Source organism: Micromonospora sp. NPDC004540, assembly GCF_040610095.1.
In the GTDB taxonomy this organism is placed as follows: domain Bacteria; phylum Actinomycetota; class Actinomycetes; order Mycobacteriales; family Micromonosporaceae; genus Micromonospora.
In genome coordinates this window covers 1-14859 of record NZ_JBEXLR010000064.1, presented here as the reverse complement: position 1 = coordinate 14859, position 14859 = coordinate 1, and the positions used below count along the sequence as shown (strand labels likewise).

Here is a 14859-nt window from a genome sequence, read left to right as displayed (position 1 = left end):
CGCGGTTACGTTGTGCGGGCTGTCGCCGGTTCCGGCCCTTCCCCCTCGGAGGCATACCCCCATGTCGCAGGAGACGACCTACCTCGAACTGTCCGAAGTAGACGGAGGAGCGCACAAGTTCTACGAGGTCGTGGTCGATGAGACCACGATGACCGTGCGCTACGGCCGGATCGGCGACCAGGGCCAGGTGAAGAGCAGCAGCTACCCGGACAACGCCCGCGCCCGGGCCGCCGCCGCGAAGAAGATCGGCGAGAAGGTCCGCAAGGGATACGCGCCGGCGGTGCCCGGCGTACGCCAGAAGCGGGCGGTCTCCCGCCGGCAGATCGTCAGCACCCGCTCCACCGCCCGCACCGCCCCGGTCCTCTGGCGCTACGCCTCCGGCGCGCCCGCGTTCGGCATCTTCGTCGACGGGCAGACCTGCATGGTGGGCAACGAGCACGGCGTGATCACCACGCTCGACCACGACGCCCGGGTGCTCAACCAGGTCCGGCTCCCCGACGGGGTGAAGTGCATCGTCGCCGACGACGCCTGGATCTACGCGGGTTGCGACGACGGCAACGTCTACGACCTCTCCGGCAAGGTGCCCCGGGTTGCGTACGCGATCGCCCCCGACATCGACATCTACTGGCTGGACATCCACGACGGCGTGCTGGGCGTCTCCGACCGCGAGGGCGGCATCGCCGCGGTCGACCACGAGGACGAGTTCCTCTGGCGACGGCCGGGGCGGGGCCGTTCCGCCTGGATGGTGCGGTGCGACACCGACGCCCTCTACCACGGCCACTCGCAGGGGGTCACCGGCTACGACTGGCGGACCGGACGGGAGTTGTGGCACACCCGCACGGGGGCGGTGCTCTTCGGCTGGCAGGAGCGCGACGCCGTGTTCGCCGGCACCGGCACCCGCGAGGTGGTGCGGCTGCGCAAGGACGGGCGGGCCGAGCGCACCTACCGGTGCGACACCGCGGTCTTCTCCTGCGCCACGGCCGAGGGCGGGCGCTACGTCTTCGCCGGCGACAGCGCCTCCTCGATCTACTGCTTCGACGAGGCTGGCAACCGGCTGTGGAAGCTCGGCACCGGCTGCGGCTCGGCCTACTCGATGCAATACCACGACGAGCGCCTCTACGTGGTGACCACCGGCGGCTACCTGGCCTGCATCGACGCCAGCGAGCCGGCGATCCGGGCGGCCGAGGCGGGCAGCGTGCCGGAGGTGGTCGACGTGAAGGCCCCGGCGCGGCTGCCCGAGCCGGCCGCCTGGACCAGCGTGGAGGTGACCACCGACGACCGGGCCGGCGTGGTGGTGCAGTGCGTCGAGCAGGGCGGCCGGATGCGCATCCACGTGCTCTCCGACGGCTTCCGGCGCGACTGGTCGGTGCAGTTCCCCAAGGGCATCCGGGAGCCGGGGGCGCGCTATCTGGTCACCGAGGTCCGGGAGGCCGGCCGGGGCGGCTTCTACCGGGCGTACGGCGACATCCGCCGGCTGCGCTGAACGGCTCCGGTCCGGGGGCGGCGCGGGACCGCCCCCGGACCGGTCACCGGCAGGTCCAGCGCACCGGGCGGACCTGGTCGTCGGACTCGAGCTTCCCGCCGAGCACCCGGCCGTCGTCGCTGAAACTGGTCACCGCGCCCTGCCGCTCGCCGCGCCAGCCGTCCGGCACGGGCAGCTTCACGGACCTCGTGTCGGTGATCACGCTGGGGACGTCATCGGAGACCCAACCGGCCATCCAGCCCTGACCGTTGCCGGTCCCGGACCAGAGGGCGCCCTTCAGCACGTCCGCCTGCCCGGTCCGCAGGTCGATCCGCACCGGGTACATGTGCATGCCGTTCCTGGGGACCACCTTGGTGTCGCGTACGACGGTGCCGGTCACCCAGCCACCGGCCAACGACAGGGACAGGAACTGGTCAGCCTTCCCGCCGGGCACCCGCGGCAACGGAAGCACCTCCGGCCGGGCGGCGCCCGGACGCCACACCACCGCGCGGGTGGGCTTGTCCGGGTGCCCGTCGGACATCGCGGCCAGGATGGTGCCGTCCTCGTCGATGCCGATGGCCGTGCCCTCCCACTGCGGGCCGGGCAGTGGCAGGTCGACCGGCCGGCTCCGGTACGAGTCCCAGACCACCGGCAGGCGCTTGGTCCCCGCGTCCCACGGGGTCCCCAGACTGCGGTAGCCGACGATCCGGCCGGCGTCGTTGACGGCCGTCGCGCCCTCGGACGTTCCCCCGGGCAGGCGGATGACCTCGCCGTTGCGCACCGCCCAGGCCCGCAACTCGCTGCCGGACCCAAACGACGAACCCACAGCCAGGCCGGCCCGGTTCACATCCGTCAACTCCTGCATCGAGCCCGGCAGCTGGACCTCCCGGACCCGGTCGCCCTCCCAGATCAGCAGGCCGAAGTCCAGGCGGTCCCGACCCTTCGGGCCCCGACGGCCGACCAGCCACCGGCCGTCCGGGTCACCGCCGGTGACCGCGGCCCGTGGATCGCCCGGCACGGGCAGCAGTGTGGCCGTGCACGCCCCCTGCCACGGGCCGGTCGGCCGCGGTTCCGGCGACGGCATCGACGGGCTGGGGCTCACGGCCGGCGCGGGGGCCGCCCGCCCGTCCCCGCGCAGCGCCGCCGGCAGCGCTGCCATCGCCAGCACGCCCAGCGCGACGGCCCCGGCCGCCGCCACCCGGCGGTTGCGTCGCCGCCGGCGGGCCTCCCGGATCGCTCCCGGCAGGTCGATCCGGGGCGGGCCGGCGGGCTCGTCGTCCAGCCACCGCAGCCGGTCGGCGACGTGTTCGTCATCGGTCCTCATGCTCACCGCTCCGTTCCGGTCCGACCGGCCAGCTCGCGGTCTCCGAGCAGCCGGCGCATCGCCGCGAGGCCGTGCGAGGTCTGGCTCTTCACCGTGCCGGGCGAGCAGCCGAGGGTGCGGGCCACCTCCTCCACCGGCAGGTCGTGCAGGAAGCGCAGCACCAGCACCGCGCGCTGGCGGGGTGGCACCTTGGCCAGGGCGTCGCGCAGCACGGTCTGCTCCTCGATGCTCCGGTCCTCGGTGGACCGCACGTCGGGTGGCCCGCCGAACAGGTGGACCCGCCACCAGCCGCGCCGCCGGGTGTCCAAAAAGTGCCGGACCAGCACCGTGCGGACGTACGCGTCGAGCTGCTCGACCTCGGCGATCCGCGCCCAGCGCAGGTAGAGCCGCGTGGCGGTCTCCTGCACCAGGTCGTCGGCCTGGTCGCGGTCGCCGCAGAGTCCGTACGCGAGCCGCCGCAGCGCCGGCAGGCGCGCCGTGACGTACTCGACGTATTCCTGGTCCGATGCGTCCGGCATCCGGCCACCTCCTGGGGGTTCGCTGTTCCAGACGGCACCGCGCCGAAAACGGTTGTACGCGATCGGCAGCCAGATCCGAGGATGGCGGGATGGAGATCCCGGAGAGCCTGCGGTGGACCGACCAGATTCCGGCGGGCCGGGCCTGGCGGGCGGTGCTGCCGGACCGGCTGGCGGAGTGCGTCGCGCAGTGGGAGCTGCGGGTGGTGGGACCCCCGTTCGGGTACGCGTTCGCCTCGTTGGCCGTGCCGGTCGAGCTGTCGGACGGTACCCCGGCCGTGCTCAAGCTCCAGTACCCGGACGACGACAGCGTCCACGAGGCGACCGCGCTGGCGCACTGGGCCGGCCGGGGCGCGATCCGGCTGCTGGCCCACGACGCCGAGCACCGCGCGCTGCTGGTCGAGCGCTGCGTCCCGGGCACCCCGCTGCACGGACTGCCCCCGGACGCGGCGCTCGACGTGGCGATCGGGCTGCTCCCCCGGCTCGGGGTGCCGGCCGGCCCGCCGTTCACGCCGCTCGCCGAGGAGGCGGCCGGCTGGGCGGAGCGACTGCCGGCCAAGTGGGCGCGGCTGGACCGGCCGTTCGAGCGGCGGCTGCTGGACGCCGCGCTCGGGCTGCTCGCCGACCTGGTGCCCAGCCAGGGCGAGCAGGTGCTGGTCAACCAGGACCTGCACGCCGGCAACGTGCTGGCGGCCGGCCGGGAGCCGTGGCTGGTCATCGACCCGAAGCCGCTGGTCGGCGAGCGGGAGTTCGCGGCGGTGCCGCTGGTGCGCGGCCCCGAGCTGGGCCACTCCCCGGCGGCGGTGCGGCACCGGCTCGACCGGCTCAGCGCCGGACTGGGCCTGGACCGGGAGCGGGTCCGCGGCTGGGCGGTCGTGCACACGCTGGCCTGGAGCATCGGCGAGGACCAGGTCTTCCCGCGGCAGGTCGAGACGGTCCGCTGGCTGCTCGGCCTGGCGTGACCGGTCCCCCCGGACCGGCCACGCCACGGGACGCGGCGGTCAGGCCGGGTACGGGGTCGCCTCGCGGGCCGCCCGCAGGGCCCCGGCCCACCAGGCGAGCTGGTCCAGCAGGGTCTTGGCGTATCCGGCCGCCGCGGGGTCGAGCGGCTGGCCGTCCTGCCACGCGGTGAAGTAGTTGGGGAAGGCCAGCCCGTCGCGGATGGTCACCGCGTGCAGCTCGGTGAGCACGTTCTCCAGGTGCAGCACGGCGTGCCGGCCGCCGGCCGCGCCGCCGTAGCTGACGAAGGCGACCGGCTTGGCCGTCCACTGGGTGAAGTGCCAGTCGATGGCCGCTTTCAGCGCGGCCGGATAGCTGTGGTTGTACTCCGGGGTGACCAGGAGGAACGCGTCCGCGTCCGTCAGCCGGGCGGTGAGCGGCGCCATGGCCGCCGGGCGCGGGTACGCGTCGCCCGCGAACTTCGGTGACTGTGCCGGCAGCGCCAGCGGGATCTCGACCTCGGCGAGGTCGACGACGTCGACATCGAAGCCGCCGTGCTCGCGCGCCCGCTCGGCGACCCAGGACGCGACGACCGGCCCGAACCGGCCCTCGCGGACGCTTCCGATGACGATGACCAACCTGTGCTTCTCGTTCATGCGATTCACGGTCCGCCGCCGCGACGGCGGTAACCAGACCGGGCGCAGGCTGGCCCCCGCAGGGCCACGCTACGCCGGCCGGCGCGGCCGGAAACCGGCCTAGACTCTCCACCCATGGGTACGCCACTGGGCGACTTCGTCCGCGCCAAGCGCGACAGCCTCCAGCCGGAGTCCTTCGGCCTGCCCGATCGGGGCCGGCGCCGCTCCCCCGGCCTGAGCCGCGCGGAGGTCGCCACCCGCTCGGGGATCAGCGTGGAATACCTGACCCGCATCGAGCAGGGCCGGGACCGCAACCCCTCGCACTCGGTGCTGCACGCCCTCGCGGACGGCCTGAGCCTCGATGCCGGGGAACGCCACCACCTGCGCTACCTCGCGAAGATCACCGGCGGGGCCTGCCCCGGGCACCGGCCACCGGCCCCACCCAACCGCGAGGTCCGGCCCACCGTGCGGGAGACCCTCCGGCTGCTCGAACCCGGGGTCGCGTTCGTCACCAACCGGCTCGGGGACGTGCTCGCCCAGACGGGCGGGTTCGAGCTGGTCATGGGCGGGACCGGGCTGCTCGACGCCGACTCGCCGAACCTGACCCGCTACGTCTTCACCGACCCGCGCGCCCGGACCCACTTCCCCGACTGGGACCAGGTGGCCGACGAGCAGGCCTTCGACCTGTGGCTCGGGCCGTCTGCCGAAGCCTCCGAGTGGTTCACGGTCCAGCTCGCGCCCGTCGCCGGGCCGGAGTTCACCCGTCGGCTCCGCCAACACCTGCCGCCGCCCCAGGTCCCGCTCCGGCTCGACCATCCCGTCGCGGGCGAGCTGCGCTGGCACCGGGAGAAGCTGGAACTGCCGAGCACCGACGCCCAGGAACTCGTCGTCCTCCTGCCCGCCGACGAGGCGACCGCGCAGGCCGTCGAGCAGCTCCGGCACCGCCGCCACGGCACCCTTCGCGCCGTCGGTTGACCGGGCCTGTCAGCCGGCCTGGCAGGTGGCGCACCAGTAGAGGTTGCGCCCGGTGAGCGCGCCGCGGCTGACCTCGGTGCCGCAGACGTGGCAGGGCGCACCGGGGCGGCGGTAGACGTAGACCTCGCCGCCGTGCCGGTCGACGCGGGGCGCCCGCCCCATCGCCTCCGGCAGATGCACGTCGCGCACGGTGTCGATCCGGCCCCGCTCGACGGCGGCGGTCATCAGGGCGACCAGGTCGGCCCACAGGTCCGCCCAGCCGGCCGGGGTGAGGTCCCGCCCGGGCAGCAGCGGTGGCAGCCCCGCCCGGAACAACGCCTCGACCACGAAGATCAGGCCGGTGCCGGCCACCACGGACTGGTCCAGGAGCAGCGCGGCCAGCGGGGTGGCGCTGCGCCGGATCCGGGCGTACGCCCGCTCCGGGTCGGCGTCGGCGCGCAACGGGTCGGGGCCGAGCCGCTCGCGCAGCGCCGCCACCTCGGGCGGGGTGAGCAGCTCGCACGCGGTCGGCCCGCGCAGGTCCAGCCAGTGCCGGTCATCCGACGACTCCAGCTCGGCGCGTCTGCCGCCGCGCCGCGACCTGGAGCCGTCGCTGTGCAACCGCAGCCGGATCTGCCCGACCGGGGGTGGCGGCTCGCCCGGGCCGTCGGTGACCTTGCCGTAGAGCCCGAGGTGGACGTGCAGGGTCAGCTCGCCGGCGTAGTGGTGCAGCAGGTGCTTGCCGTACGCCTCGGTGCCGTCGAGGACGGTGCCGGTGAGCCGGGCCGCGCCCTCGGCGAAGCGGCCCTGCGGGCTGGCGGCGTGCACCTTGTCGCCGGCGAACAGCTCGGCGTGCCGGGCCGCCAGGCGGTGGATGGTGTGTCCCTCTGGCACGCCGGCAACGGTAGCCCGCCGCCCCGGACGGCGCCGAACAGGCAGCCGCTGGCGTCGACGGGTGTCGACCTGTCCGCCGCGGGGTACGTCCTGACTGTCATGCGCGGTCTCCGCGCCGGAGTTCAGGAGGTGTCGAAATGAAGATTCTGTCCCGCCGGAACAACCCGGCGCGAACCGAGGACGTGAACGGCGACGGGGTGGTCGACGAGCGCGACCGCGCCGGTGACCGGGTGGACGGCCGGCCGGTGGTCACCGACCGGGACGAGGAGCGGGCCACGTACCGCAGCGCCGCCACCGCGACCGACGACGAGCGCGCCACCGACGCGGAGCGGCGCGCGGCGGACCGGGCCGCGGCGGCGCGGGCCGCCACCGCCCGGCCGCTCGGCGCGGACGCCCGGCGCACCCGCCCGACCGACGACCCGGACCCGAACCTGGAGCGCACCGTCGACCTCGATCACGACGGCCGGCCGGACCGGCCGGTCGACCGGGACCCGGCGGTGGAGCGGGTGGAGCCGTTCACCACGAAGCGGCCCCGGGCCAGCCTGCTCGCCACCCTCGGCCTGATCGTGTCGGTGGTCGGCGCGCTCTTCGTGCTCTCCGGCACCCTCGCCGGCTACGGCATCGGCCTCGGCGCGGTCGGCGGGGTGCTCGCCGTGCTCGGCCTGATCGCCACCCGCCGCCGGCACGTGGCCGGCAAGACCGACGCGCTGATCGGCGTGGTCGTCGGTCTCGCCGCCGTCGTGCTCGGCATCGTGGCGATGACCGGCCAGTTCGACTGGCCGACCACCGACGGCGACTGGGTGGGCCGGTTCCGGGAGTGGCTCGACTCACAGTTTGGGGATCTCGTCTGACGGGCAGTTTCCCGGTCGCCGGCGGAGCGCCGGCACGCCCGATCAGCTCTGGTGGTTCACCAGCCGGGCACCACACCTTTCGGGGGCGGCGGTCTCGCCGCCCCCGAAGTGTGTTCGGGGTCAGTCCGCCACGACGGCGCCCTCGCGGGCGTCGAGCAGTTCCTCCCAGTGCTCGCCCAGACGCCTGAACGCAACGATCCACCGGGACCGGCGTGTCAGACGCAATGATCCGCCGCCGTACGCAACTTCTCGCGGTGGATGTCGCCGGCCCGTGCCGCATACCGTTGGACCACGGCGCCAGCCCGTGGGCCGACGGTGGCCGGGCGCGCCCGACCCCTGGGAGCACGACATGACGATGGACGCCACCCGCCAGCGCTTTCTGATGTGCCGGCCGACGTACTTCGCCGTCGACTACGCGATCAACCCGTGGATGGACCCCACCGCCCCGGTCGACGCCGACCTGGCGATCCGGCAGTGGGAGCAGCTCCGCCGGACCTACCTCGACCTGGGCCACGAGGTCGAGCTGATCGACCCGGTCAGCGGCCTGCCGGACATGGTCTTCGCGGCCAACGGCGGCACGGTGATCGACGGCAAGGCCATGGCGGTGCAGTTCCGCGACCCGCAGCGCGCCGACGAGGCGCCCGCCTACCGGGCCTGGTTCGAGGCCGCCGGCTTCGAGATGTACGACCCGAAGCACGTCAACGAGGGTGAGGGCGACGTCCTGCTGGCCGGCGACCACCTGCTCGCCGGCACCGGGTTCCGCACCGCACACGCCTCGCACGCGCAGCTCCAGGAGGTCTTCGGCTACCCGGTGATCACCATGCAGCTGGTGGACCCGCGCTTCTACCACCTGGACACCGCGCTGACTGTGCTCGACGAGCGGACCGTGGCCTACCTGCCGGAGGCGTTCTCGCCCGGCAGCCGGGCCGTGCTGCGCCGGCTCTTCCCGGACGCGGTCCACGCCACCATGGCCGACGCCGAGGTGCTGGGGCTGAACGCGGTGAGCGACGGGCGGCACGTGGTGCTGCCCGCGCAGGCCACCGACCTGGCCGCGAAGCTGCGCGACCGGGGCTACGAGACCATCGGTATCGACCTGTCCGAGCTGCGCAAGGCCGGCGGCGGACCGAAGTGCTGCACGTTGCGACTCCGTCAGGGAAAGGCAGTCAAGTGATCATCGACGACATGCTGCGGACGCCCTCCGCGGTACGGGACGCGGAGCGTCACACGGCGCACAACTACCACCCGCTGCCCGTGGTGATCTCGTCGGCCGAGGGCGCCTGGCTGACCGACGTGGACGGTCGGCGCTACCTGGACTGCCTGGCCGGCTACTCGGCGCTGAACTTCGGCCACCGGCACCCGAAGCTGATCGAGGCCGCGCACGCGCAGCTCGACCGGCTCACGCTGACCAGCCGCGCGTTCATCCACGACCAGTTCGCCGACTTCTGCCGCGAGCTGGCCGCGCTCTGCGGCAAGGACCTGGTGCTGCCCATGAACACCGGCGCCGAGGCGGTGGAGACCGGCATCAAGGTCGCCCGCAAGTGGGGCTACCAGGTCAAGGGCGTGACCCCGGGCCAGGCCAACATCGTGGTCGCCGAGGGGAACTTCCACGGCCGGACCACCACCATCGTCAGCTTCTCCACCGACGAGGACGCCCGCGCCGACTTCGGGCCGTACACGCCGGGCTTCACCGTGGTCCCCTACGGCGACCTGGCCGCGCTGACCGCCGCGATCGACGAGAACACCGTGGCCGTGCTGCTCGAGCCGATCCAGGGCGAGCAGGGCGTCGTGGTGCCGCCGGAGGGCTACCTGCCCGGCGTGCGCGAGGTCTGCACCGAGCGGAACGTGCTCTTCATCGCCGACGAGATCCAGTCGGGCCTGGGCCGCACCGGCGCCACGTTCGCCTGCGAGCAGGAGGGCGTCGTCCCGGACATGTACCTGCTGGGCAAGGCGCTCGGCGGCGGCATCGTGCCGGTCTCGGCGGTCGCCGCGAACGCCGACGTGCTCGGGGTGCTCAAGCCGGGCCAGCACGGCTCGACCTTCGGCGGCAACCCGCTGGCCTGCGCGGTCGCCACCGAGGTGGTCCGGCTGCTGGCCACCGGCGAGTTCCAGCGCCGCTCGGCCGAGCTGGGCGAGCGGCTGCACGCCGGCCTGCGCGGCCTCGTCGGCAAGGGCCTGGTCGCGGTCCGGGGCCGGGGCCTCTGGGCCGGGCTGGACATCGACCCGGCGCTGATGACCGGCCGGGAGGCCTGCGAGCGGCTGATGGAGCGGGGCGTCCTGGCCAAGGACACCCACGGCTCGACCATCCGGCTCGCCCCGCCGCTGGTGATCACCGAGGAGGAGATCGACCACGCGGTGGCGCAGCTCACCGCCGTGCTGGCCGGCTGATCCACGTACGCGAAGAAGGGCGCCGGGACCGCGACGGTCCCGGCGCCCTTCCGCGTCCGGTCAGGGGCGCGGCAGCCGCATGGCCATGGTCGGCGCCTCGGCCATCACCGAGGTCGGGCTGAACTTCGCGTCGCTGGTCACCTCGTCGGCCCGGCCGATCTGCACGCCCGGGTAGAGCTCGAGGAGGTCGCCCTCGCCCAGCACCCGGGACTGCTGCGGGGCCAGCGCGATCCGGTCCGCCTCGGCCATCGAGCCGCCCGGCCGCACCCCCGAGCCGTTGGTGCTGGTGTCCGTCACGATCACCTCACCGACCCGCAGCTCGAACCGGACGTGGTTGCGGCTGATCCAGCGCCGCGCCTCGTCGTTGAGCCACTGGCCGAGCACCACTCCGCCGGTGGCCTCGGGCGCCCGCCCGACCAGCACCGGCTGGGTCTCGGTGAGCACGAACCGCCGCCGGACCAGCCCGCCGATCCGCACCGCCAGCACCGCGGTACGCGGCCGCGGCCCCGCGTCGCCGAGCCGGGCGCCGTGCCGGGGGCAGGTGGGCACGCCGTTGCGGAGCGTGGGTGGCGGCTGCCCGGCCGGGGCGCGGTCCACCCGCGCCAGGTCGGCGAAGGCGCCTCCGCCCCCACCGCCGCCGAACAGCGCGCAACCCGGCTCGGGGCAGCGCCACTGCCGGGCGAGCAGCTTCGCGCCGACCGGCGAGCGGCTGCCGACGGCCGGGCTCTGCCCGCCGCCGACGTGCGCGATGAAGACCGGGCCGCCGGCGCCGGGCACCGGCGCGAGCACCCGGCCGGCCTGGGCGAGCCACGGCCAGCGGCCGCCCAGCCCGTCGAACCGGACCCGGCTGAGCACCGGCAGGCCGAGCAGGTCGGCCACCTCCAGCATCCGTTCGCCGGGGTGGTCGAGCACCTCGACCAGGCCGTCGTCGGCCCAGCGCCGGACCACCATCCGCTCGTTGGAGGTCAGGTCCGCGTCGGAGAGCAGGGCCCGGTGCACGATCGCGTAGACCGGGACGCTGTCCTCCTCCATCTGCCGGGACAGCGCGTCGATCACCATGCCGAGCCGCAGCAGGCTGGCCGGCCGCCCGCCGTCCAGGTCCTGCCAGCGGATCACCTCGGCCAGGTCGACCACCGCCCGCGCCAGCGAGGGATCGGTGCAGACCCGACCCTCGATGGCGTCCAGCACCTTGCTGATCTCGAATCTCATGCCGCACTCCGGACGGTGTCGTCGATCCGCCGGGTCGGGGCCGGCCGCCCCGCCTCGGCTCGCACCGCCGTCGCGGTGAGCAGGTCTGCCATGCGACGACCCTACCGGCAGCGCCGGTCGGCGCAGCTCGACGCACGCCGGAAATCGACCCTCGCCGCTCGCCGGCGGCGGCTAGGCTGACCGCCGGCCGGCCGGGGACGGCCGCGCCGCCCACCCTTCGCTGAGGAGAGAAACCACCCATGAAGACACGACGGCTGGCGACCACGGGGGTCGCGCTCGTCACCGTCCTCGGTCTCGGCCTGACCGGATGCGGAAGCCGGACCGGCGCGGACGCGTCAGCCGACCGGGGCGCCGCCGCGGCGTCCGCGAGCCCGACGGCCGAGCCCGCCGCGGAGCTGACCGCCGCGATCCAGCGGCTCAACGAGCAGAGCATGCGGGTCAAGGTCAGCTCGTCGCTGCTCACCGCCGACGGCGTCGCCGACCCGACGGCGCGGACCATGGACGTCACGCTGAGCCTCGGCGAGCTGGGCGAGGTGCACAGCCTGGTCATCGGCGACGACGCCTACCTGAAGCTGAGCGGGATGCTCGGCAAGCAGCTGGGCGGGTCGAAGAAGTGGCTGCACATGGACGCCGGCGAGCTCTCCGGAGGCCAGCTCGGCCTCATGCCGGCCGACGACCCGGGCGGGGTGAAGAAACTGCTCTCGGCCGTGGTCGACGTGCGGCGCACCGGCGACCGGGCGTACGCGGGCACGCTCGACTACACCCGGACCGGCGCCGACCCGAAGTCGCTGGCGGCGGCCGGCGACAAGGCGAAGGCCGTCCCGTTCACCGCGACCGTGGACGAGCGGGGCCGGCTCACCGTCTTCGAGATGGACCTGGCCCCGATCAACCCGATGCTCGGCACGATGGCCGCCAGCTACAGCGACTTCGGCGCGCCGGTCCGGCTCAGCAAGCCAGCGGCGGGCGACACCGAGGAGGCCCCGGCGGAGCTCGCCCGGGCCTTCACCGGCGGTTCCTGACCGGGCGCCGGGCGGGGGCGGTCGCCGCCTCCGCCCGGCCCGGCCGGCTCAGCCCGCCCGCAGCGGGCGGCCAACCTCGTGCAGGTGCGCCAGCGCCTGCCGGTACGACTCGACCAGCCCGGTCTCCGCGTACGGGATGCCCTGCTCGGCGCAGTAGGCGCGGACGATCGGCCGGGCCCGCCGCAGGTTGGCCCGGGGCATGTTCGGGAACAGGTGGTGCTCGATCTGGTAGTTGAGCGCACCGAGCGCCACGTCGACGAACCGCCCGCCCCGGACGTTGCGCGAGGTGAGCACCTGCTTGCGGAGGAAGTCGAGGTCGTCCTCGGCGCTCGGCATCGGCATCCCCTTGTGGTTCGGGGCGAACGCGCAGCCCATGTAGAGCCCCCACAGCCCCTGATGCACGGCCGCGAAGAGCAGCGCCCGGCCGGGCGACATCACCGCGAACAGCAGGCTCAGGTAGCCGGCAGTGTGCGCGAGGAGCAGCAGTCCCTCCACCGCGCGGTGCCGGACCGGGGTGCGCCACCGGCCGTCCGGCTCGCGGCCGACCAACGCCCGCACGCTGGCCACGTGCAGCGCCAGTCCCTCCAGCAGCAGCAGCGGGAAGAACAGCCACGCCTGCCGCCGCGCCATCCACCGGCTCGCGCCCCGGGTCGCCGTCGCCTGCTCGTACGTCCAGACCAGCGCGCCCGCCCCGACGTCCGGGTCCTCGTCGGCGTGGTTCGGGTTGGCGTGGTGCCGGTTGTGCTTGTCCACCCACCAGCCGTAGCTCAGCCCGACCGCGAGGTTCCCGGCGACCAGGCCGGCGACCTCGCTCGGGCCGCGCCGGCGGAACATCTGCCGGTGGCCGGCGTCGTGCCCGAGGAACGCCACCTGGGTGGTGGCCACCGCCATGAGCGCCGCCAGCGGCAGCTGCCACCAGGAGTCGCCGACCGCCACCACCACGGCCCAGCCGGCCAGGTAGGCGCCCAGGGTGAGCGCGATCCGGGCCGCGTACCGGCCGGGCCGCCGGTCGAACAGTCCTGCGGCGGCGACCCGGCGGGACAGCCGCGCGTAGTCGCTGCCCCGCCGTGCCGCCGGCGCCGTCAACGTCGATGAGGTCATCCGATCCCCGCTCCCCGGTCGGTGCGTCGCGCGGGCAGCGCGACTCTGCGTAGCCGATTCTGCGCGGATCGACTGCGCTGGGTAATCCTGGAAACCCCCCAGCTCGGGGTGGTGCTATCCCTACCTCATCCCGCCCACCGCGGCCCGCAGCCGGGCCAGGTCCCGCCGGCGCCGCTCGTAGGTGGCGGCGAGGGTGATCAGCGCCAGGCCGCCCAGGCCCAGGTAGATCCAGCGGGGCAGCAGATCCCAGCCCCGGGCCAGCTCGTGCAGGGCCAGCGGGACCAGGGTCGCCGCGCCCAGCAGCACCGGTGCCTGCCAGCGCCGGGTCGCCCCGCCGAGCACCGCGCCGAGCGCCACCAGGCCGAGGGCCAGCCGGCGGGCCGGCTGCGGGTCCGGCGCGGCCAGCACCGAGAGCAGGCTGGGCAGCAGCGCCGCGCCGAGCCCCGGGCCGAGGGCCAGCCAGCTGTTCAGCCCCGGCCGGGAGCGCAGCGCCAGCAGGCCCGCGCCGAGGGCGAGTGCCGCGGCCGGCAGCGTGTACGCCTCCAGCACCGCCACCCCGCCGGCGGCCAGCAGCAGCCAGCCGCCGAGCAGTTCGCTGCCGCCCGCGACTGCGGCGAGGCGGCGCCGCCGGGCCGGCGTCTCGCCCCGGCGCAGCACCCGGACCGCCACGGCCACGCCCCAGAGCACGCAGACCGCCGCCGCGTGCCGCAGCGCGCCGCCGGTGAGCAGCAGCGCCAGCAGGGCCACGGCCTGCGCCGCCGCCTCCAGCGCCACCGTCCCCGCAGGGACCGGACCGGCCGCCTCAGCCGGCCGGGGCGGGCCGGCCGTCCGGGCGCGCAGCGCCGGCGCCGCGTGCAGGGTCACCGCCGCCACGGCCAGCACCGCGAACCCGGCGGTACGCAGCGGCAGCCCGCCGGCCAGCGCCGCGGTGACCGCGAAGCCGGTGGCCGCCGCGACGGCGCCCAGCCAACCGACCAGCCGGAACTCGGCCGGCCGACCGGCCGCCCCCGCCACGGCCGACGCGACGACCAGCACCCCGAGCCCGGCGAGGGTCCCGGCCCGGGTGGCGAAGAGGCCGCCCAGCCCGGGCGCGGCGAGGGCGACCCCCAGCGGCAGCAGGACCGGCAGCGCCGCCGGGCGCGGCCCGGCCAGCGCGGCCACCAGCAAGGCGGCCACCCCGGTCCCGAAGGCCAGGGCGGGCACCACCGGCCAGGGCGCGCCGGCCGCGGCCAGCAGCACCGGCAGGGCCGCCGCGCCGAACGGCAGCGCGGCCAGCGCGGGCAGCCACCAGCTCGGCGCCTCCGACGCCGCGCGGCGGCCCGGCACCGCCGCGAGCCGGGCGTACGCCGCCGCGGCAGTCCCGAGCAGCAGCAGGACCAGCCCGGCGCGGGCCGCCCCCGGCGCCGGCTCGACGGCGGGCACCCCGGACCAGGGCCGGACGGGCAGGTCCAGCAGCACCGCCAGCGCGATCGGGGTGGCGCCGCGCTGGCCGGCCTGGCGCTGCTCGCCGCCACCAGGTCGGACGCGGCCTGGACGGCGAGGCCGTGACGGTCTCGGATGAACCGATCATC

General features: G+C 75.2%; 14 protein-coding genes. 7 read left to right on the top strand and 7 right to left on the bottom strand.

Features of this window, described 5'->3' with window-relative positions:
- Positions 1–61 precede the first annotated feature (61 nt).
- A complete protein-coding gene (locus tag ABZV78_RS20755) occupies positions 62–1483 on the top strand; it encodes a WGR domain-containing protein (RefSeq protein WP_355640831.1) in 1422 nt (473 codons plus the stop codon).
- 43 nt (positions 1484–1526) lie between these two features.
- On the opposite strand, the gene ABZV78_RS20750 is transcribed toward ABZV78_RS20755, so the two are convergent.
- Positions 1527–2786, bottom strand: coding sequence for a hypothetical protein (locus ABZV78_RS20750; protein ID WP_355640829.1), 1260 nt, complete (start codon positions 2784–2786; stop codon positions 1527–1529).
- Between the two features lie 2 nt (positions 2787–2788).
- Positions 2789–3304 (bottom strand): SigE family RNA polymerase sigma factor, encoded by a 516-nt coding sequence (locus tag ABZV78_RS20745; protein WP_355640828.1) that lies wholly within the window; start codon positions 3302–3304, stop codon positions 2789–2791.
- 89 nt (positions 3305–3393) lie between these two features.
- On the opposite strand from ABZV78_RS20745, the gene ABZV78_RS20740 reads away from it, so the two are divergent.
- Complete coding sequence (locus ABZV78_RS20740) at positions 3394–4263, top strand: aminoglycoside phosphotransferase family protein (protein WP_355640826.1); 870 nt, start codon at positions 3394–3396, stop codon at positions 4261–4263.
- 39 nt (positions 4264–4302) lie between these two features.
- On the opposite strand, the gene ABZV78_RS20735 is transcribed toward ABZV78_RS20740, so the two are convergent.
- The gene (locus tag ABZV78_RS20735) at positions 4303–4896 is read right to left on the bottom strand and encodes an NAD(P)H-dependent oxidoreductase (RefSeq protein ID WP_355640824.1); all 594 of its coding nucleotides are present in this window, start codon (positions 4894–4896) and stop codon (positions 4303–4305) included.
- Positions 4897–5010: 114 nt separating this feature from the next.
- Between ABZV78_RS20735 and ABZV78_RS20730 the strand changes: the two genes are divergently transcribed.
- A complete protein-coding gene (locus ABZV78_RS20730) occupies positions 5011–5850 on the top strand; it encodes a helix-turn-helix transcriptional regulator (RefSeq protein ID WP_355640823.1) in 840 nt (279 codons plus the stop codon).
- 9 nt (positions 5851–5859) lie between these two features.
- Here ABZV78_RS20730 and ABZV78_RS20725 read toward each other — a convergent pair whose 3' ends face one another.
- Positions 5860–6723, bottom strand: coding sequence for a DNA-formamidopyrimidine glycosylase family protein (locus tag ABZV78_RS20725; RefSeq protein WP_355640821.1), 864 nt, complete (start codon positions 6721–6723; stop codon positions 5860–5862).
- A gap of 137 nt (positions 6724–6860) precedes the next feature.
- Here ABZV78_RS20725 and ABZV78_RS20720 point away from each other — a divergent pair, with 137 nt between their 5' ends.
- From ABZV78_RS20720 to rocD, 3 genes are all read left to right on the top strand, one after another.
- Entirely contained in the window at positions 6861–7574 is a 714-nt protein-coding gene (locus ABZV78_RS20720) for a thrombospondin (protein ID WP_355640819.1), read from the top strand.
- Positions 7575–7929: 355 nt separating this feature from the next.
- Positions 7930–8745 (top strand): dimethylargininase, encoded by an 816-nt coding sequence (gene ddaH / locus ABZV78_RS20715; protein WP_355640866.1) that lies wholly within the window; start codon positions 7930–7932, stop codon positions 8743–8745.
- Complete coding sequence (rocD, locus tag ABZV78_RS20710; RefSeq protein WP_355640864.1) at positions 8745–9959, top strand: ornithine--oxo-acid transaminase; 1215 nt, start codon at positions 8745–8747, stop codon at positions 9957–9959. The genes ddaH and rocD overlap by 1 nt, the downstream gene beginning before the upstream one ends.
- A 60-nt stretch (positions 9960–10019) precedes the next feature.
- Here rocD and ABZV78_RS20705 read toward each other — a convergent pair whose 3' ends face one another.
- Positions 10020–11168 (bottom strand): FHA domain-containing protein, encoded by a 1149-nt coding sequence (locus ABZV78_RS20705; protein WP_355640817.1) that lies wholly within the window; start codon positions 11166–11168, stop codon positions 10020–10022.
- Between the two features lie 239 nt (positions 11169–11407).
- Between ABZV78_RS20705 and ABZV78_RS20700 the strand changes: the two genes are divergently transcribed.
- Positions 11408–12187 carry a hypothetical protein gene (locus tag ABZV78_RS20700; protein WP_355640815.1) on the top strand — a complete coding sequence of 260 codons (780 nt, stop codon included), beginning with the start codon at positions 11408–11410 and terminating at the stop codon, positions 12185–12187.
- Positions 12188–12235: 48 nt separating this feature from the next.
- On the opposite strand, the gene ABZV78_RS20695 is transcribed toward ABZV78_RS20700, so the two are convergent.
- Entirely contained in the window at positions 12236–13288 is a 1053-nt protein-coding gene (locus ABZV78_RS20695) for an acyl-CoA desaturase (RefSeq protein WP_355640813.1), read from the bottom strand.
- A gap of 120 nt (positions 13289–13408) precedes the next feature.
- Positions 13409–14746, bottom strand: a complete 1338-nt coding sequence (locus ABZV78_RS20690; RefSeq protein ID WP_355640811.1) for a hypothetical protein — start codon at positions 14744–14746, stop codon at positions 13409–13411.
- Positions 14747–14859: the final 113 nt, after the last annotated feature.

What these genes read in the sequence shown, in the direction of transcription:
- ABZV78_RS20755 (WP_355640831.1), top strand. Translation starts at nt 62, where the DNA reads ATGTCGCAGGAGACGACCTACCTCGAACTGTCCGAAGTAGACGGAGGA.
- ABZV78_RS20750 (WP_355640829.1), bottom strand. Translation starts at nt 2,786, where the DNA reads ATGAGGACCGATGACGAACACGTCGCCGACCGGCTGCGGTGGCTGGAC.
- ABZV78_RS20745 (WP_355640828.1), bottom strand. Translation starts at nt 3,304, where the DNA reads ATGCCGGACGCATCGGACCAGGAATACGTCGAGTACGTCACGGCGCGC.
- ABZV78_RS20740 (WP_355640826.1), top strand. Translation starts at nt 3,394, where the DNA reads ATGGAGATCCCGGAGAGCCTGCGGTGGACCGACCAGATTCCGGCGGGC.
- ABZV78_RS20735 (WP_355640824.1), bottom strand. Translation starts at nt 4,896, where the DNA reads ATGAACGAGAAGCACAGGTTGGTCATCGTCATCGGAAGCGTCCGCGAG.
- ABZV78_RS20730 (WP_355640823.1), top strand. Translation starts at nt 5,011, where the DNA reads ATGGGTACGCCACTGGGCGACTTCGTCCGCGCCAAGCGCGACAGCCTC.
- ABZV78_RS20720 (WP_355640819.1), top strand. Translation starts at nt 6,861, where the DNA reads ATGAAGATTCTGTCCCGCCGGAACAACCCGGCGCGAACCGAGGACGTG.
- ddaH (WP_355640866.1), top strand. Translation starts at nt 7,930, where the DNA reads ATGGACGCCACCCGCCAGCGCTTTCTGATGTGCCGGCCGACGTACTTC.
- ABZV78_RS20705 (WP_355640817.1), bottom strand. Translation starts at nt 11,168, where the DNA reads ATGAGATTCGAGATCAGCAAGGTGCTGGACGCCATCGAGGGTCGGGTC.
- ABZV78_RS20700 (WP_355640815.1), top strand. Translation starts at nt 11,408, where the DNA reads ATGAAGACACGACGGCTGGCGACCACGGGGGTCGCGCTCGTCACCGTC.
- ABZV78_RS20695 (WP_355640813.1), bottom strand. Translation starts at nt 13,288, where the DNA reads ATGACCTCATCGACGTTGACGGCGCCGGCGGCACGGCGGGGCAGCGAC.